Annotated in this window: 22 protein-coding genes; 3 read left to right on the forward strand and 19 right to left on the reverse strand. The window is 27.3% G+C overall.

Annotated features, from left to right (window positions below):
- Positions 1–101 precede the first annotated feature (101 nt).
- The 3 genes from purR (at position 102) to HMPREF9629_RS07400 (ending at position 2,485) form a co-directional block, all read left to right on the forward strand.
- On the forward strand, positions 102–926 hold the full coding sequence (gene purR, locus HMPREF9629_RS07390) for a pur operon repressor (RefSeq protein WP_009525761.1): 825 nt from the start codon (positions 102–104) through the stop codon (positions 924–926).
- Positions 927–1,065: 139 nt separating this feature from the next.
- The gene (gene spoVG / locus HMPREF9629_RS07395; RefSeq protein ID WP_009525762.1) at positions 1,066–1,356 is read left to right on the forward strand and encodes a septation regulator SpoVG; all 291 of its coding nucleotides are present in this window, start codon (positions 1,066–1,068) and stop codon (positions 1,354–1,356) included.
- Between the two features lie 139 nt (positions 1,357–1,495).
- A complete protein-coding gene (locus HMPREF9629_RS07400) occupies positions 1,496–2,485 on the forward strand; it encodes a tyrosine-type recombinase/integrase (RefSeq protein ID WP_009525763.1) in 990 nt (329 codons plus the stop codon).
- A gap of 99 nt (positions 2,486–2,584) precedes the next feature.
- Here HMPREF9629_RS07400 and asnS read toward each other — a convergent pair whose 3' ends face one another.
- From asnS to HMPREF9629_RS07495, 19 genes are all read right to left on the reverse strand, one after another.
- Positions 2,585–3,976 (reverse strand): asparagine--tRNA ligase, encoded by a 1,392-nt coding sequence (gene asnS, locus HMPREF9629_RS07405; protein ID WP_009525764.1) that lies wholly within the window; start codon positions 3,974–3,976, stop codon positions 2,585–2,587.
- Positions 3,977–4,097: 121 nt separating this feature from the next.
- On the reverse strand, positions 4,098–5,273 hold the full coding sequence (locus HMPREF9629_RS07410; RefSeq protein WP_009525765.1) for an iron-containing alcohol dehydrogenase: 1,176 nt from the start codon (positions 5,271–5,273) through the stop codon (positions 4,098–4,100).
- Between the two features lie 214 nt (positions 5,274–5,487).
- Positions 5,488–6,186, reverse strand: coding sequence for a pseudouridine synthase (locus tag HMPREF9629_RS07415; RefSeq protein ID WP_009525766.1), 699 nt, complete (start codon positions 6,184–6,186; stop codon positions 5,488–5,490).
- A gap of 184 nt (positions 6,187–6,370) precedes the next feature.
- Positions 6,371–6,904, reverse strand: coding sequence for a signal peptidase I (lepB, locus tag HMPREF9629_RS07420; protein ID WP_009525767.1), 534 nt, complete (start codon positions 6,902–6,904; stop codon positions 6,371–6,373).
- 25 nt (positions 6,905–6,929) lie between these two features.
- On the reverse strand, positions 6,930–8,150 hold the full coding sequence (locus HMPREF9629_RS07425; protein ID WP_009525768.1) for a CdaR family protein: 1,221 nt from the start codon (positions 8,148–8,150) through the stop codon (positions 6,930–6,932).
- Positions 8,122–8,979 (reverse strand): diadenylate cyclase CdaA, encoded by an 858-nt coding sequence (gene cdaA, locus HMPREF9629_RS07430; protein WP_009525769.1) that lies wholly within the window; start codon positions 8,977–8,979, stop codon positions 8,122–8,124. The genes HMPREF9629_RS07425 and cdaA overlap by 29 nt, the downstream gene beginning before the upstream one ends.
- Positions 8,980–9,187: 208 nt before the next feature.
- Positions 9,188–10,438 carry a competence/damage-inducible protein A gene (locus tag HMPREF9629_RS07435; protein ID WP_009525770.1) on the reverse strand — a complete coding sequence of 417 codons (1,251 nt, stop codon included), beginning with the start codon at positions 10,436–10,438 and terminating at the stop codon, positions 9,188–9,190.
- Between the two features lie 144 nt (positions 10,439–10,582).
- Positions 10,583–11,584: a galactose-1-phosphate uridylyltransferase gene (locus HMPREF9629_RS07440; protein WP_009525771.1), complete on the reverse strand. Its 1,002-nt coding sequence runs from the start codon at positions 11,582–11,584 to the stop codon at positions 10,583–10,585.
- A gap of 4 nt (positions 11,585–11,588) precedes the next feature.
- A complete protein-coding gene (locus tag HMPREF9629_RS07445) occupies positions 11,589–12,521 on the reverse strand; it encodes a phosphoglycerate dehydrogenase (protein WP_009525772.1) in 933 nt (310 codons plus the stop codon).
- Positions 12,522–12,952: 431 nt separating this feature from the next.
- Entirely contained in the window at positions 12,953–13,204 is a 252-nt protein-coding gene (locus HMPREF9629_RS07450; protein ID WP_009525773.1) for a hypothetical protein, read from the reverse strand.
- Between the two features lie 72 nt (positions 13,205–13,276).
- On the reverse strand, positions 13,277–13,675 hold the full coding sequence (rpsI, locus tag HMPREF9629_RS07455; RefSeq protein WP_009525774.1) for a 30S ribosomal protein S9: 399 nt from the start codon (positions 13,673–13,675) through the stop codon (positions 13,277–13,279).
- Between the two features lie 19 nt (positions 13,676–13,694).
- Positions 13,695–14,123 carry a 50S ribosomal protein L13 gene (rplM, locus tag HMPREF9629_RS07460; protein ID WP_009525775.1) on the reverse strand — a complete coding sequence of 143 codons (429 nt, stop codon included), beginning with the start codon at positions 14,121–14,123 and terminating at the stop codon, positions 13,695–13,697.
- A 361-nt stretch (positions 14,124–14,484) separates the two neighbouring features.
- Positions 14,485–14,751, reverse strand: coding sequence for an HPr family phosphocarrier protein (locus HMPREF9629_RS07465; protein WP_009525776.1), 267 nt, complete (start codon positions 14,749–14,751; stop codon positions 14,485–14,487).
- 5 nt (positions 14,752–14,756) lie between these two features.
- Positions 14,757–15,713 (reverse strand): DNA-binding protein WhiA, encoded by a 957-nt coding sequence (gene whiA / locus HMPREF9629_RS07470; RefSeq protein ID WP_009525777.1) that lies wholly within the window; start codon positions 15,711–15,713, stop codon positions 14,757–14,759.
- Entirely contained in the window at positions 15,713–16,150 is a 438-nt protein-coding gene (locus HMPREF9629_RS07475) for an NUDIX hydrolase (protein WP_009525778.1), read from the reverse strand. The genes whiA and HMPREF9629_RS07475 overlap by 1 nt, the downstream gene beginning before the upstream one ends.
- Before the next feature lie 192 nt (positions 16,151–16,342).
- On the reverse strand, positions 16,343–17,344 hold the full coding sequence (locus HMPREF9629_RS07480; protein WP_009525779.1) for a gluconeogenesis factor YvcK family protein: 1,002 nt from the start codon (positions 17,342–17,344) through the stop codon (positions 16,343–16,345).
- Between the two features lie 12 nt (positions 17,345–17,356).
- Positions 17,357–18,211 (reverse strand): RNase adapter RapZ, encoded by an 855-nt coding sequence (gene rapZ, locus HMPREF9629_RS07485; RefSeq protein WP_009525780.1) that lies wholly within the window; start codon positions 18,209–18,211, stop codon positions 17,357–17,359.
- A gap of 159 nt (positions 18,212–18,370) precedes the next feature.
- On the reverse strand, positions 18,371–19,084 hold the full coding sequence (locus HMPREF9629_RS07490; RefSeq protein WP_009525781.1) for a PHP domain-containing protein: 714 nt from the start codon (positions 19,082–19,084) through the stop codon (positions 18,371–18,373).
- A 108-nt stretch (positions 19,085–19,192) separates the two neighbouring features.
- The gene (locus HMPREF9629_RS07495; protein ID WP_009525782.1) at positions 19,193–19,423 is read right to left on the reverse strand and encodes a glutaredoxin family protein; all 231 of its coding nucleotides are present in this window, start codon (positions 19,421–19,423) and stop codon (positions 19,193–19,195) included.
- Between the last annotated feature and the right edge of the window lie 96 nt (positions 19,424–19,519).

Below are 19,519 nucleotides of genomic sequence, written 5' to 3' on the forward strand. Positions count from 1 at the left end.
ATAATTAAATCATAGAACGTTTGTAATTATACTCGTTTTAGAAAAAATGAAATATTGAGAATATATATTCTTTTGATGATATTTAAAGAAAGGCTCAGTTTATGAAACTAAAAAAAGCTCATAGATTAGCAGCGATAGCTAAAATTTTATCTGATAATCCTAATAAAATTTTGACATTTAATTATTTTGCCGAACGTTTCTTTTCCGCAAAATCAACTATAAGTTCAGATATATCATCTATAAAAGCTATATTTGATGAGCAGAAATTAGGCAGAGTCGTAACTATACCGGGAGCTGCCGGTGGTGTAAAATACATACCGACTATATATAAAGATGAGTGTATTACATTTTTAAATTCGCTTTGTGAAAGATTATCATCTAAAGAAAGAATTTTGCCGGGGAGATTTTTGTATTTAATCGACCTGATATATGACCCTTTTGTGGTGGAAAAAATAGGAAAAATATTCGCTTCTATAGTTAACTATTCTGAAGCTGATTATTTAGTCACTATTGAGACAAAGGGAATACCTATGGCGATAATGACAGCCAAAATTATGAATTTACCGTTACTTATAATAAGAAAGAATACCAAGATATCAGAAGGTCCATCTATAAACATTACCTATGTAACCGGTAAAAATAATTCTAAGATACAGACTATGTCGCTACCTATAAAAAGCATTAAAAAAGCTTCTAAAGTTATAATTTTAGATGATTTTATGCGTGGTGGCGGTACTATAAAAGGCATGCATGACTTGATGAAAGAATTTTCTGTTGAAGTTATAACAAGTATAGTTATAATAGCAACCCAAGAACCTGAAATTAAAAAAATCCATAATTATGAATATCTTATTTCACTTGAAGAACAAGATGGAAAAAACATCCTCAAGCCGTCAAGCAAAATAATTTCTCAACTTGAGTCTTAATTCAGTTAAAACAGTTTGAGTTTTTAAAAAACTCAGCTATTTTATATACCTTAATATTTTTTATTAATGGTGCTAGTTTTTTGTTCATAATATATATTTAAAGTATCATTAGTAGCAAAGCAAAGATAGGAGTATTGAAATGAAAATCACAGACGTAAGAGTAAGAAAATTATCAGAAGAAGGCAAAATGAGAGGTATTGTTTCTGTAACTTTTGATGACACATTTGTTGTTCACGACATTAAAATAATAGAAGGACAAAACGGACTTTTCATTGCTATGCCAAGCAGAAAAGTTAATGATAATGAATTTAGGGATATTGCGCATCCTATAAATTCAGAATCAAGAAATGAACTTCAAGAAGCTATATTGAAAGCTTATGAGGAAGCTAAAATAAAAGCTGCTGAAGTTGAAAATGAAGTACATGTATAATTAAAGAAGTATAGCCCGGCAATAAAACCGGGCTATACTTTAATATTACAGCCGATTCACTTCGCATAATACATATTATGCGAAGTGAAAAATCAAATTGAAATATATATAATACATATTGTTTAGCAAAGGAACTTATATGAATATAAATGAACTTATTTTTAAATTGGATAATAACTATTCGGAAGATGATTTTTACTATATAACTTCCTTTTTAAATGCTCTTAATACTGCAGGCAAAAGTAAAAATACCATATACTCATATTTTAGAGATCTAAAAGTTTTTTTTGATTTTAAAAATAATAATGAATTGTTAAAAAAGATAACTATTAATAATTTAAAACCAATAAACATAAATATTTATTATTCTTATTTAGTTTCCGAAAAAGGTAACTCTACTGTTTCTATAAATAGAAAGAAATATGTATTAAAATTATTTTTTGAGTATTTGATAGAAATAGAAGTTTTAGCAAAATCTCCTATTCCTAAAGAAAGTATAATAAAATCTAAATCAAAAGTAAAAATCAAACTTCCTACATATCTTGAAATAGATGAGATACAAAAGATAAATAAAAGTATAATGGAGTATTATAAAGATAAATTTACTAAATCGAGAGATTTTTTTATAATAAACCTTTTTCTTCATACAGGTCTTAGAATTTCAGAACTTATATCTCTGGATATAAACGATATGGAAAAAACTAAAAAAACTGATTTTTTATCAATTATAGGAAAAGGAAATAAAGAGAGAATAGTACCTATAAATATAGAGGAATTAGCAAAAGAATTGCATGATAATGATAATCTTATAGAAAAATATCTTGAATACAGATATGCTATGGATACTGACAATGATGCATTGTTTGTATCTCACAAGGGAAAAAGATTATCAGCAAGATATATCCAAATTGCATTAAAAAAAATAATATCATATTCCAATATAGGAAAAGATATAACTCCGCATAAATTACGCCATACTTTTGCAACTCATTTTTTAAAAAATGGAGCAAATTTAAGACTCGTTCAAGAAGTATTAGGGCATAGTTCAATATCTACAACACAGATATACACGCATTCAAATAAGCAAGATTTAATGGACGCTATGAAGAAAAATAATATAAAGTATTAAATTTTTTAAACATATTAAAAAACAAAGATTTATTAAGCGAAACTGTAATCATATGTTTCAACTTAATAAATCTTATTTTTGCATTAAAATCATATTTTTTTAAAACTCTGCATTACCTACAGTTCTTGGGAAAGATATAACATCTCTTATATTTGACATACCTGTTAAATACATTATCATTCTCTCGAATCCTAAACCATATCCTGAGTGTTTTACTCCACCGTATTTTCTTAATTCTAAATACCACCAGTATGTTTCTAAATCAAGATTATTCTCTTTTATTCTTTGTTCCAATATATCAAGTCTTTCTTCTCTCTGTGAGCCCCCTATTATCTCTCCTACTCCAGGCACTAATAAATCCATGGCAGCGACTGTTTTGCCGTCGTCATTTCTTCTCATATAAAAAGCTTTTATCTCTTGAGGGTAATCAGTTACAAATACAGGTTTTTTAAATATTTTCTCTGTTATATATCTTTCGTGCTCTGTTTGTAAATCTATGCCCCACTTTACAGGATAATCAAATTTTTGACCTGATTCTTCCAATAATTCTATAGCTTTTGTATAAGTTATTCTTTCAAAATTACTATTTACAATATTATTTAATCTATCAAATAATCCTTTATCTATAAAGTTGTTGAAAAATTCCATTTCTTCTTTTGCATTTTCAAGACAATAATTTATTATATATTTTACCATTTCTTCAGCAACATTCATATTGTCATTGATATCAGCAAATGCCATTTCAGGTTCTATCATCCAAAATTCTGCAGCATGTCTTGCAGTGTTTGAGTTTTCCGCTCTAAATGTAGGACCGAAAGTGTAAACATTTTGAAAAGCCAAAGCATATATTTCAGCCTCTAATTGACCGCTAACTGTAAGGTTAGTTTTTTTACCGAAGAAATCTTTACCAAAATCTACTTCATTATCATTTTTAGGTAAATTATTCATATCAAGCGTAGTTACTTGAAACATTTCTCCTGCACCTTCAGCGTCAGAGGCTGTTATTATAGGTGCATGTACATATACGAAATTTTTTTCTTGAAAAAATTTATGTATTGCAAAAGCTGCTAATGAACGTATTCTAAATACTGCAGAAAAAGTATTTGTTCTCGGTCTTAAATGTGCCATTGTTCTCAAATATTCAAATGAATGCCTTTTCTTTTGGAGCGGATAATCTACAGTTGATGGGGCTAATAATTCAACATTTATAGCATTTACTTCAAAGTCTTGTTTTGCAGCTTGTGTAGTGACTAACTTTCCTATTACTTTTATAGCTGTAGATATAGGATATTTAACAATATCTTTGAAATTTTCAACTTTGTTTGATTCCAATACTATTTGGATATTCTTAAAAAAAGTTCCGTCATTTAATTCTATAAATGCAAATTTATTTGAATCTCTGACAGTTTTTATCCACCCTTGTACAGCTATATCTTTTTCTATATAATCTTGTGAATTTTTAAATATTTCTTTAATTGAAATTGCTTTCATTTTAATTAACCTCTTTAACATAAATTTTTCTAACTAAAAAATAAGTTGCATAGTTAATATTATATTGCAAAATCATTAACTACACAACTGTTTTTTATAATTTATTTTGTAAAAATTATTTTTATAATGCTCCTTTATATATGAGTCTTATTTTTTCCAAATTAACTTCGCCTTTTTCACCCAATGTAGTAAAACCATGTTTTTCAAGTTGATTAGTTAATATTTCTACAGCTTCTTCACCAATTTCATAATCTTTAAAATGTGTAGGAACACCTAAACTTTCAAAAAATTCGGCAGTTTTTTGTATAGCTTGATCTATTTTTTCATCTTCGCTACCTTGTTTTATATTAAATATATTTTTTGCATACTGCAATATTTTATCTTTTTTAGAATTTCTCATTACATTCATAAGAGATGGTAATACTATTGCCAAAGTTCTGCCATGATCTATACCGTATTTTTCTGTTATTTCGTGTCCTAATATATGAGTTGCCCAGTCTTGAGGAACACCACACGCTAAAAATCTGTTAAGTCCATTAGTTGCCGCCCACATAAAATTAGCTCTTACAGCATAATCGTGTTTATTTTCATCAACTATATCACTTCCAAGTTCTATTAATGTTTTAAGCACACCTTCTGCGTGATAGTCTTGCACTCTCGCATCTACAGGATATGTTAAATATTGTTCCATTACATGGACATAAGTATCCACAACTCCGTTTGCCAACTGACGTTTTGGAAGAGTATAAGTAAGCTCAGGATCTAAAACTGAAAATTGAGGATGCACCAACGGAGAACCAAAAGATAATTTTGCTTGTCTTTCTACAAAAGTTATTACTGCGCCGTCATTCATTTCTGAACCTGTAGCCGGTAACGTTAAAACAACTCCAAATGGTAAGGCATTTTTAACTTCTGCAGGTTCATTATTACCCCAGAAAAATAAATCTTTAGGATCTCCTTCAAATAATACGGCTGCACAAATAAATTTTACAGCATCTACCACAGAGCCTCCACCAACTGCCATTATAAAATCATAATTTTCTTTTTTTATAAGTTCTACAGCCTCCATGGATTTTTCATAAGTAGGATTTGCCGGTATTCCTGAAAATTCTCCTATTTTATAACCTTCAAGAGCTTTTTTTACCTTATCTATTGTGCCAAATTTTTTAGCGGAACCGCCACCATATACTATCAATATCTTCTTATCTTTAGGAACATATTTTGAAATTTTTGAAATTTGATCTTTTCCAAAAAGTATTCTAACAGGATTATGATACATAAAATTTTCTATTGCCATTTCTAACGCTCCTATTCTCTAATTTTAAATTATACTAATTTCTAATAGAATAATAGATAGTTTATTAAGAAGTTTATAATAATGTTGTATTTTATTAAATTTACAAGGCAGTATTTTTCTATAATTCTATTGGATTTTAGTATTAATAATAAAAACTGTATATCTATATAAATTTTTTAAAATAATATAAGTATGTTAAAATTTTTATTTAGCTTTATAATTCAAACAAATATTTTTGTTCATCCGGTGTCAATTTTCTGTATTTTCCTTCTGATATTCTTCCTATTTTAATTTTACCTATGGATATTCTTTTCAACTCTTTTACTTCTCTTCCGAGAGCTGATATCATATTTCTTATTTGTCTGTTTCTACCTTCATATAATACAACTCTATATGAATTTTCGCTAAAATCATACAAACTTATTTCAGATGGTAAAGTTTTTTTGCCGTCCAATAAAATCCCCTCTCTAAACTGTTTCATCTGATTTTCGCTAAGTCTACCATTTAATGTAGCTATATATGTTTTTGATATATGACTTCTTGGATGAGTAAGTTTATTTGCTATATCTCCATCATTTGTAACTAATATTAGCCCACTGCTGTCATAATCCAATCTTCCTACAGGATATACACTTATATCGCTTGGAAAAAAATCTGTTACACATAATCTACCCAAATTATCTGATACACTGGAAATAACATTTTTAGGCTTATTGAATAAATAATAATATTTTTTTGTTTTTACATCTGATATTATATCTCCGTCAAGTTCCACCTTATCACCGTCATTTACTGAATATGACAGTGAATTTAATATTTCTCCGTTCACTTTAACTTTTTTTTGAAGTATCAGCTCCTCCGCCTTTCGTCTTGAATATGATGTTTTCGAAGCTATAAATTTATTTATTCTCATTAAAACTCCTAATTTTTATAAAAAATATTTTATACAGATACTAAACACTAATTAGAAATATACGTAATATTTTAAAAAGTTATATTTTTTCAAAATAATTATAAAATTTAGAAATATTAATAATTTGTAATGGTATTTAGTGTGAAATATGTCTTACTGTATTGTAAGTAAAGTGAATTTTTACTTAAAAATTTGTTATTTCATTAAACGGATATAATCGTACAACTACTTTACCGATTATTTCATCTTTTATTTTGACTGTACCTACTTCTTGTGCTCTCGAATCAAATGAATTGGGTCTGTTATCTCCCATAGCGAATACTTCATCTTCAGGTACAATTATGTCTACATCTCCGTCTGTGTAATCTCCGTTAATGTAGTTTTCACTTTGCAGTTCGTCGTTTATATATACATTTCCGTCTTTTACAACTATATGGTCATTCGGCACGCCTATTACACGTTTTACCAAGTCTTTATCATTTCCTTTTTCGTCTTTTATGTGAGATTTGAATACTATTATATCTCCCTTTGAAGGTTTAGAAAACCAATAAGCTGTCTTATTTATTATAAGATAGTTGCTGTTTTGTAAAGTAGGATACATAGATTCACCTCTAACTATTGTAGGTGTAATAAAAACACTTATTAAGAATGCTAATATAACAGCAAATACTATAGTTTTGATCCACTCTATCAATTCTTTCTTAAATTCGACACTCATAAATCTCCCCCAATTTATTTTAAAATTAATTATTGTTTTGGCTGTTCTCTTTATTTTCTTTTTCAGTTACTTCAATATATTCAGGTATAATTTCCAAACTTTTAATACTTTTACCTGTTCTATATTTTATATCTGCTCTACTTTCACTAATCGTTGCAACGTCTATATAAAGAGTTATATCTTCTTTTTTTATATCTGTTTCATCAGAAGATAATGTCAATTTTATATCTTCTGGTATTAAGATATTGTAATTATTATTTTCGTTTGAAATAACTTGTATTTCTTCTTTTTTGTAATCAAATTCATATTTTTTTGACAATTTTGTATTTTCAACGGATGCAGTTAGTGAAACTTGTTTAACATTCGAATAAATGTCACTTGGTAAATCTAATTCCAACAATGTTTCTATATTATCAGAAAGTTGTGATGATGCTATTTTTTTCGTCTCTATTTGTGTTATAGAATCTATTCTTGAAGGTTTGCCTTGAATTTTTATAGTTTCAGGATTTATATTTATTTGTGAAACATTTAAATTACCATCATCTTGTATATTTGCTTTTACCGGTACAATTTTTTCTTTTTTTAGAGCAACTGTTACTATCACATCTGCATCATCTATTGTAAGACCATTTATTTCATTGTTTTCAATATCCAACACTTTAACTTTTGTCAATTTTGAAAAATCTGAGGAATTATTTGCCAAGTCCAATTCAACTTCAACTTTATTTATTTTTTCAATAAGTGATGATGGACCTGAAACATATATATTATCTTTTGAAAGTTTTATATTATCAATATAATAATTTTCTGCAAGAGAACCTATTGATTTTATTTGAATTTTTTCCGATTTTGCCTGTTTTTCTTCTATGTTCAAAATTATATTGCTCGGTGTAACATTATATGATAAATCTGTATTATCTCCGGATATTACAACTTTTGCTTCATTACTGCCAACTTGAACATTTTCAAGTACTGCTTGTAATTTTATACCTGATTTTACTTTTTTTGCTATTACTGAGCGTCTACCTTTAATTTGTACGTTTGCTTTTAGCTCTTGATTTGGCGATAAAGTAAGGTTATTTTTCTCCAATTCATCCAAATTGGATACACTTATTGATACGGATGTAATATCTCTTGTATCTATAGGATCTAAATCTGACATAACATATACCCACACAAAAAAGGCAAAAAATACACAAGCTAATTGAATTTTTATATTAGAATTTTTCTGACTTTGTTTCATCATTTTTTCCACCTTTTTTAAGCTGTAAAACATTATTGTTATTGTTTCTTATAAGATTTTGACTTAGCATATTTCTAAGTCTTTCTTCGTTTAAATCTCTATACAGCTTACCTTTTATAGCAATAGATATATATCCTGTTTCTTCTGAAACCACAAGTGAAAGACAGTCCGATTTTTCAGTTATACCAAGAGCGGCTCTGTGCCTTGTGCCCAATTCTTTGTTTAAATTTTTGTTTTCTGTAAGAGGTAAAAAGCAGGCTGCCGCAATGATAGAATTTTTCCTTATCACCACTGCACCGTCATGAAGCGGTGTATTAGGAATAAATATATTTATTAGTAATTCTCTTGAAACTATCGCATTTAATTTTGTACCTGTTTGTATTATTTCATTTATACCTGTCTCTCTCTCAAAAACTATTAAAGCACCTATTCTCTGTCTTGACAAAGACAGACAAGCTTGTACAGTTTCATTTATGACATCAACTTTTTGTTTAGCGGTTTCTTCATCGTTTTTCATAATTAATTTAGTTCTACCTATATATTCCAATATTCTTCTAAGTTCCGGTTGAAAAACTATAATAATCGCAATAAGTCCTACCGTTACCGTATTTCTTAATATCCAATTAACAGCATGCAGTTGAAAAACTTCGGATAATTTTAGTGATATCACTATTATAAATATCCCTTTAACAAGTTGTTCTGCCCTTGTTTCTTTTATAAGTTCGTATAATTTGTATGAAACGTATGCAACTATCAATATATCTAATATATCTGTCAACTTTAAATGTGTTATCAAATCAATAAAAGGATATATAAATTCATCATACCACATATAACTACCCTCCCTCTATAATAATTAATATTTTAATATCGTCAATTAATGAAAAGATTATATATTATTCATTGTGAAGATTTCATGGATAATTACTTCAATATAATCTTTCAAACAGCTTTTATCATAATATAAAAAGCTTTATAAAATTTATTATAAGTCTATTTAATTCAGATAATAGTATTAATTAGATTTTTTCAAATATAATTCAATTAATTTCATATACGGGCATTTTTAATGTTCTTCTCAAAAAATCAAGTGCATTGCTTGTAGCTATTCTTCTTATTCTTTGCCTGTTTCCTGCTATATTTAATTTTTTACAATAAGTATGTCCGTTTATATATAAACCTATATACACCAAACCTACCGGTTTTTCTTCGCTACCGCCATCAGGTCCTGCTACGCCTGTAGTAGATATTGCTATATCGGATCCTGATTTTTTTGCACAAACAGTCGCCATCTCTATCGCTGTTTGCTCTGATACAGCACCGTATTTTTGCAATGTATCTTCACTTACACCAAGCTGAATTTTAGCTTCATTTGAATAAGTAACATAACCACTCTTAAAACATTTGCTTATACCTGCAATATTTATGATTCTTGATGATAGCATGCCTCCTGTACAAGATTCAACAGTAGATATAGTCAGATTATTGTCCATAAGATATTTACAAACAACGTCTTCTATAGCTAAATCATCTCCATAAGCATATATGTTGTCATTTAATATGCTTTTTATTTTATCTATTGTAGGTAACAACATATTTTCTGCAGTTTCTTTGTCATCATCTGATGCCATAACTCTGAGAGTAAGACTTTTATCTTTGAAATAGGGCGCAATAGTAGGATTAGTCTGATGTTTTATCAATTCCATAATCATTTCTTCCATTTTAGATTCGCCAATTCCGATAACGTTTATAGTTTTACTGGCAAAATATTTTGAGGATAATTTGGAAAGATATGGTATGACATAATTTTTGAGCATAGGCTTCATTTCTCTTGGAGGTCCCGGCATTACAATAATTATTTTATTGTCTTTATTTATCACACAGCCACTCGCTGTTCCGTTAGGATTGTCAAGTATTTCATAGCCTTTTGGAAAATATGCCTGTGTCATATTGCCTTCATTAAGTTCATCTTTCCTATTTTTAAAATAGTTTTTTAATTTTTCTACTTCATTTTCATCAAGAACCATATCAACTTTCAAAAAATCGGCAACAATATCTTTTGTCAAGTCATCTTTTGTAGGTCCTAAACCTCCGGTAGTTATTATTATATCACTTCTGTCATATGCCTTTTCTATATCTTCATACAATCTTTTAGGATTATCCCCTACTGTATCTATATTATACACAGATATTCCAATTTCTTTTAATGCTTTAGCTATATCGCTTGCATTTGTATTTACAACTTCACCTAATAATAATTCCGTTCCTACAGATATTATTTCTGCTTTCATAAATATCTCCAAAATATTAAATTTATTCTTTTTAAACCTCTAAAAAATCTAATCCATTGTACAATATAATTCTTAAAAAAATCTTATATTCATATTAAATTTTATATATATACCAACAATTATAATATATACTTATTATAATTTCTATATATTTATTAAATTATTTTTTTTAAGTATATTATAAGCAGCATCTTCCGGATACACTGAATTTACTCTTATACCTGATGACATTTCAAATCCTGCACTTCCTGCTATTTTAGGTATTATCCTAAATGAATAGTGATATGAATCTTTACATTCAGTTTTATTTTTTAAAAGTGAATTTAGATACATATTAAATGGAAAATTTCCAATTGTGTTATATAAGAGATTGAATACTTTATACAACATTTCTGATAGATACGAAATTTTCTCTTCATTTTCAAAAGATGATATATGATTTTTAGGAAGTATCCATGTTTCATATTTATAAGCTGAAGCATATGGTTCTAATGCTATAAAATACTCATTTTCATAAATTATACGTTTTTCAGCTTTCATTTCAAAATTCAACATATCACAATACGGACAAGAATGTTTATCTTTATAATATTCATATGAAGAATTTATCTCATAGTTTAATTTTATAGGTATAGCATCCAAACTTAATATTTGGCTGTGAGAGTGCTGTAAAGACGCTCCCCCAAGCATTTTATAATTTTTAAACAAGCTTACATAGCTTATATCATCATTATTTATAAGTTCTTTATATCTTTTATGTATCTTTTCATATATAATATTGAATTGATTTAAATCCATAGTAAAATAGGTTTCGTTGTGTTTTGGAGTTTCTACTATAACATCATGTATTCCTGTTGATACATAACAAAACTTATTTATACTCTTAATTTCCATTTCAGTTTGTATTATAGGATACATATTTGGAATGATTTTAACCTTCCAATTCTCTTCGCTGTCATAATGATTTTCAGGTGTCATATGTTCATTGCCTACGCAAAAAGGACAGTTTGGAGAATATTCTATATCATCAAACTTTTCAAACACATTCATTATGTTTTTATCCCATAAATCAGTTGGCTTATTTTCTCTTATATTCGTAAATATTACTGCTCTTTTTGTTACAAAATCCAGTCTTATTTCAGACATAAAATTAATAACCTTTCTTCAAATCAACAATATTTTTAAGCGGTTTATTCTCTATAAAATTTTTCATATTATCATATAAGTTTTCAAAAACTCTTTCATTTTTTTTAGATGAACTCCAAGATATATGCGGAGAAATATATACATTTTCCATATCCCAAAACGGTGATGATACATCAAGTGGTTCATTTACAAAAACATCTAAGCAGGCATTTTTTACAATACCTTCTCTCAAAGCCCAAAGCAAATCATCTTCATTTACAACAAGACCTCTTGACACATTGATAAAATTAGTACCTTTTTTGAATTTTTTCAGTAAATCCTTATTAATATAATTATATGTTTTGTCAGTTGCCGGTAACACATTTATGATAAAGTCCGATATTTGTAGAAATTTATCTATATCACTTAAGCTGTAACATTCATCAAAGAAATCCATATCTCTGCCATTACTGTTAAGACCTATTATTTTCACACCAAAATTTGACAATCTTTTGGCAGCTTCTGTTGCTATACTGCCTGTTCCAAGAAATAAAAGTGTTTTTCCATCAAGCTCATCAACATCTCTTATAAACTCCCATTTTTTCAACTGTTGATTTTCTATTATTTTTTTATCATTTTTTATTATTTGCAATATATTATATACTATCCACTCTCCAATAGGCTTTGAGTATATTCCATTTTGATTTGATATCTTTATGTCTGTTTTTAATAATTCTTCTTTCGGTAAGTGTTCAAATCCTATAGATGCAAGTTGAACAAGTTTAAGGTTAACAAATTTATGTAAATTCTCAGATGTCAATGTTTTAAAACAATGAAGTACATCGCAATCATAATCTTCTTCATTTAAAAACTTATTTCTCACAATTACATCATATCCCAAATCTTCTATCATTTTTATTTGTTTATCAGTATATTTTATTGTAAAAACAGCTTTCATATGTTTCCCTCACTATTTATATATTATTTATACTCTTATACATTATTTTATAAATTATATGGCTTTTTAAAAGATTGTTATACTAAAATCTTTTAGAATAATAGAAAAACATAATAATTAATTTTTCTGGTAGATTATTTATATTAATATTATATGATTATACAAATTATACGTAATTTTATTATAAGATAGTATCATTATCATTTTTATATTATTACCTGACAAAAAAATTTATAATTATTTTTGTATAATTTTTATAAAAAAACTACTGAATATTTATATTTTACCATAAATGTCAGTAGTTTTATATATTATTTTAATTTTAAATTTTATGTAATTATATTTAATGATAAATAACGCTTAGAGCAATACGCAAATATAATTATGCTATATGCTGAAATAATAGCAGTAATTTTTTAATAAAATTAAGATTATTTATCGTCTTCGTTTTTTCTTCCCCTTAAAAATATTGCAAAACCCAAAAAGAAAAGCATAATTACAAAAACAAACCAAGATAAACTCCTCACAAGCGAATAATAATAATTCTCATAAAAAGAAACACCGTCAATACGTACTCTAAATAAATTAGGAGCTGTAAAAGAAAATATCACTAACAATATCGCAGTTATCATTATCTTTGCACCTATTTCTCCTTTATTATTTAAAAGATAGTCAAATATCATTTCCCAAAACTCCTTTTTATATTATAAAAACCTTGAAAATATATAATTTTCAAGGTTTTTAAGTTCAAAAAATTATCTCTTAGAGAACTGTGGAGCACGTCTTGCCGCTTTAAGACCATATTTCTTTCTTTCTTTCATTCTTGAATCTCTTGTTAAGAAACCTTCTGATTTTAGAGTTTTTCTTAATTCTGCATCTACTTCAAGTAATGCTCTTGAAATACCGTGTCTTATCGCTCCGGCTTGACCTGTAAATCCACCACCGGAAACATTTACAAATACATCGTACTTACCTAATGTTTCTGTTATTTCAAGTGGTCTTCTTACTTCTCTTTTTTGAGTTTCATATCCTGCTCCGAAATAGTCTTCTACGTCTCTCTTGTTTATAGTTATTTTTCCGTCGCCCGGTAATAGTCTTACTCTTGCAACAGAACTCTTTCTTCTTCCTGTTCCGAAATATTGTACCTTTGCCATTAAAGTTTACCCTCCTAAATTAAAATTCGTAATTTTCTACATTTTGAGCTTGATGAACATGTTCAGAACCTGCAAATATTCTTAGTCTCTTCATCATAGGTGCTCTTAATTTGTTTTTAGGGAGCATTCCACTTACAGATAATCTTATTATTTCTTCAGGTTTTTTTTCTTGTAATTTCTTAAAGTTTATTTCTTTAAGATTTCCTATATATCCTGTATGGTGTCTATATACTTTGTTGTCTCTTTTCTTACCTGTAACTTCAATCTTTTCAGCATTGATAACAACTACATAATCACCACCGTCAACGTGTGGTGTAAAAGTAACTTTGTGTTTACCTCTTAATAGTTTTGCTATTTCAGTAGAAAGTCTACCAAGAGTCTTTCCTTCTGCATCTATAAGATGCCATTTTCTTTGAACCTCTGAAGGTTTTTGAACATAACACTTCATTATTTAATTTCCTCCTAATATGCATAAATAATCAAATACACTCTGTATCATAAGTCCGGGGCTAATGGACAACTTATCTATACATTCCAGAGTATTTTATTATAAAAATATGAACTTGTCAAGTAAAAATATATAAAACAAGCACATTTAAACTTAAATTTATATATTTTTATATAAATTATAATCTGTTTTATTAAAATCTACATAATGATATTAAAAAAACTGTAATATAATTAATGCTGATATTCGTCTAATTAACGGATAAAATGTATTATATATTTTACTTGCAATTAGTATAAATTTTTAAATTTAAAAATATTATATCTATATATTTTAAAATAAAAACTTTTAATTTGTATTTTTATATCTTTGCCAATCCTTCTTGTATCAATGTCATCAAATCTTCTATTGCCTCATTTTCATCAGGTCCTTCCGCTTTTATTTCTATAGTTTCACCATTTCCTACGGAAAGAGCCATAACTCCCATTATAGATTTTGCATTTACTGTTGAATTTTCTTTTGTTATCAATATATTAGATTTATATTTGTTTGCATGTTGAATAAATACTGCTGCAGGTCTTGCATGAAGTCCTAAATCATTATTTACTACTATTTCTTTTTTTATCATAACTTTTATTCCTCCTCATAAATTTGTTGAGCTATTTTTTCTATTTTGGAAAGTCTGCGATTTACAACAGACTTACTCACTGGATTAGGCAATTTTTCGCCTAATTCTTTTAGGCTGTCATCTTCATTTTCTAATCTTAAAATAGCAATCTGTCTTAATTCATTTGGCAAAAAACTGAGACCTTTTTTATTTAAGATGTATTGTATCGCTTTTTTTTGTCTTACATATGTCTTTGCTATTTTACTAAGATTGGCAGTTTCACAGTTGACTATTCTGTTTATGTTGTTTCTCACTTGTTTTTTTATTCGTATATCTTCAAATTTAAACATACTTTTATGTGCGCCAATCAAATTCAATAAATCCGATATACTTTCACTTTCTTTTATATATATAATAAAAGATTCTTTTCTTTGCGTAATATTGGATTTTATATTGCTTTCATTTAATAAAGCGGAAAAATTTTGACTGAATGTAAAGTCATGTGATATAAATTCAAGATGATATGATTTTTCAGGATCTGCTATTGAACCTGACATCATATAAGCTCCTCTCAAAAAAGATTTTACTGCATTCTCATTTTTTGTTATAATTTCGTCTATATCACTTCTTATAGATATTATACCGCTACTATCTTCATTAAGGACAAATATTTTTTTTAAAATATTACTTATTTCATTCAAAGTATGTGTGTATTCTAAAGTATAAATTTTTTCCTTATTAAAATTATAATTATTTTTTTGATATAATTCAAGAGTTATTGAAAACATTTTTTTAAAAAGGAGAGATACTTTTTTTGCAACAGTTATGCTTTCTGTATTTATCTGAAAAGAAAGTTTACCGTTACCTTTTATTACAACACTTCCGCAAAACATAAAAACTCCGCTTAAAAGAGCTATAATTTCATTATCATCATATATTTTTATATCTGTTATCTCATCTCTTATTTCTTTTGAAAAAGACACTATTTTTTACCTGATTTTTTACTATTTATTTTTTTCATATGTTCTATAGCCACTTTTATTATTGATTTTTCGTCTTCATATTTCGCATAATCGAGTGCCTTGTCAAATTCTATAAATCTCGCCTCGACAAAACCTTCTTCTTTTTGTGGATAACATTCATCATTTTGTGTTGTCATTAGATACCAATATACAGTTTTATGTATCTTATCTCCTATATCTATATTGTCATTAAATGTATAATGTATTTCTCCTAAATATTTCAATATCTCAGCTTTTATCATACTTTCTTCATACACTTCTCTTACTGCTGTCTGTTCTAATTTCTCCCCTTGTTCATTTCTACCTTTAGGAAGAACCCAGTCTTTGTTGTATTTTTTTAGTAAAAGAATTGCATTTGAGAAAACTACTACTCCGCCTGCACTTGTTTCTTCCCTCATTATATAACATTCCAATCTATAATAATTTTTAAAATAAAAAGTTCTTTTTGTCTATAGTTTTTTATCCATTATTAATAATTTTAAATCAGATAATTTTATATTAATTTAGATAAAAATTAAAACTTATACAACATTATACTTTAAATCAATAAAAAAATAAATAGTATTAAGCATACAAATTTATAAAAATATTTAAAAAAACATTTCTAAATTTGTATTATACTTGGCTTTGAAAATTTCATTTATTATTTGTGCCACTTTTTCGTTATTGTGAAATATCAATTTATCTTTTATTTTTACCATATCTTCAGAAATTATGGTTATTCCCGTTTTTTTGAAAGCATTTATATCATTGTCGTCAAATTTTATTATATTTTGACCTTTTTTATTGTATTTAATCATAATGTCATCCGGAATTTTGCCGTTATTTATTATGAAATAATCAAATATAAAGCTGTCGAAGTTTTTTAAAATTTCAAGAGCAAAATCTTTTGACGTAAAGCTGTCCGTTTCTCCATGCTCTGTCATTATATTGGTTATAAATATCTTTACAGCATTAGATTTTTTTATTTCATAAGCTATTTCTTTTATAAGTAGTACCGGCAATATGCTTGTATATAAACTTCCGGGGCCTGCTATTATTACATCAGAGTTTCTTATTGCATTAACAGCATCTTCAGATGCAGATGCGTTATCCGGTTCTATATGTATTTTGTCTATTGTACTTTTTTGATTTATACATTCTTTTGCTATTATGGACTCTCCTCTTATAATATTTCCATTTTTAAGCTTTGCAAGCAAATTTATATTATCATAGGTAACAGGATATACATTGCCTCTTACTGCAAGTATTTTTGATATTTGCACTATTGCATTTTTTAAATCTCCATGTATTTCATTCATAGCGGCTATAAATAAATTTCCAAAATTTTGCCCTTTTAACGAGCCTTTTGAAAACCTGTATTGAAATAATTTTTCCATCTCAGGTTCTATGTTTGACAGTGCCAATATACAATTGCGCAAATCTCCGGGCGGAAGTATATCCATTTCCTGTCTTAAAATTCCTGAACTTCCACCGTCATCTGCCATAGTAACTATTGAATTAAGGTTTACATCAAATTTTTTTAGACCTCTTAATATATTGGATTGTCCTGTTCCTCCTCCAAGAAGAGTAATTGTCGCTTTATTTTTCATTATTTATTATCCTCAATTCATATAATCTCTATGTTTTATATAAGCATTGTAATTTTGATTTTCCAAATGTTCGTATAATTTGTTACTTATTGTAACAGAACGATGTTTACCTCCTGTACAACCTATTGATATAACGAGCTGATTTTTACCTTCTTTTATATACATAGGCAATAAAAAATCTATCATATCATATAATTTTTCTAAAAATTTTACACTGTTTACATCATTTAAAACATATTCTTGAACATCTTTGTCATTTCCTGTTTTTTCTTTCAATTCTTCTACATAATATGGATTAGGCATAAACCTTACATCATATACAAGATCTGAATCTATCGGTATACCATATTTGAAACCGAAAGATATTATTGTTATAATAAACCCTTTACTTTTTATATTTTCATTAAATAGTGATATAACCTCTCTTCTCAAATCAATCGGCAAAAAATTTGATGTATCTATTATATATTTTGCTTTTTTTCTAATATCTTTAAGCATTTCCCTTTCTTTTGATATTCCATCCAAAATATCTTCACCATTTGATAAAGGGTGTTTTCTTCTTGACATTTTGTAACGTCTTACCAAGGTTTCATTATTTGATTCTAAAAATATAACATTGTAATCATAACCGCTTTCTTGCAGAAAGTTTATTGCAGTATTTATCTCTTTTAAAAATTGGTAACCTCTTATATCTATACCGAGCGCAATTTTATCAAGCTGTCCTTTTGAATCATATCCGAGAGTAACTATTTTAGGTATTATTTCAGGAGGCAAATTATCTATGCAATAATATCCCAGATCCTCCATAACATTCATAGCTTCACTTTTGCCTGAACCTGATAATCCTGTAATTATAACTATTTTCATACCTTAACTCCATTTTATATAAAATATTAATATTTTTGAATACAAATAGTTTTTATTATATTCAATATATTATATATACTTATAAAAATATTGTAAAATCGTATATTTTATTATATCAAAATATATTTTGTTCTTCAATATTTAAAACTTTCACAACTTTTATATTACATTTATTATTCTATTTATAGGTATTTCAGCTTTTACAGCTCTTTTTATTGCATCATTCACCATACCTATGGCATCTTTTTTGTGAGCATCTGATGAAATAACATATTTTATATCGAAATGCTTTACTTTTAAGAGTTGTTCATATGTCAGGTTGTGATGTCTTTCGTTTATCTCCAGCACTGTGTCTGTTTGCTTCGCTACTTTTGCAATCTCCTCTATATCTACGTTACCTTTATCTCCCGGATGTGTTAATATGAATAAATCATTGTTTTTCATAGCATTTATTAAAGCTCTGGTATTATAATCAATCTCATAATTTTTTAAAGGTTTTATATAATTGAAAATATGATTTTTGACTCCCCTTAAATTTTTTGGAGTTGAACCAAAATGATATCCTGCCATAACATAATCCATATAAGACATTATTTTATCATCAATATCTATATTTCCTTTATCATCAAGTATATTGCATTCTATCCCCATAAGTATTTTTATTTGCTTATATTTTTCTTGTAATCTGTCAATTTCTTCCCTTATTTTAGGATAGTTTTCATATTTAACTCCAAAACCCATATGTTTATATCCATGATCTGATATACCTATGGTTTTAAGACCTATTTTTATTGCCTGCTCAACATTTTCCTGTATTGTAGTTTTACCATCACTATATATAGTATGTGTATGATAATCTGCAAAAATTTTCAATTTAATCACTCCACAAGTAAATAAGTATTAGCATAAAATTACTGTTACAAAAAAAATCTAAAAGAAAAAACATCTTTTAGATTTTTAATTTATTTATAGTATTCGATATTATAATCCTAATACCTCATCTATTTTTTCTTTGTCAAATCCTACTATTTGTTGCTCCCCAACATACATTGCAGGCACACCCATAATTCTGTTTTTTATAAGAAATGCCCTTGCATCAGAATCTGTATCTATATTTCTTTCATCAAAAGCAACATTTTTTTCTTTCAAATAATCCTTAAGAAGATGACAGTAATGACAAGATGTACTTGTATAAACGGTTATATTTTCCATTTTTGTTCCTCCACAAAACTTTTTTATATTTTTATATTAAAGTATATGATTACTTTTGTATATTTATACCATGAATTACGAGCATTAAACAAAATA

It is taken from the genome of Peptoanaerobacter stomatis (assembly GCF_000238115.1).
GTDB classification, from domain to species: Bacteria; Bacillota; Clostridia; order Peptostreptococcales; family Filifactoraceae; genus Peptoanaerobacter; species Peptoanaerobacter stomatis.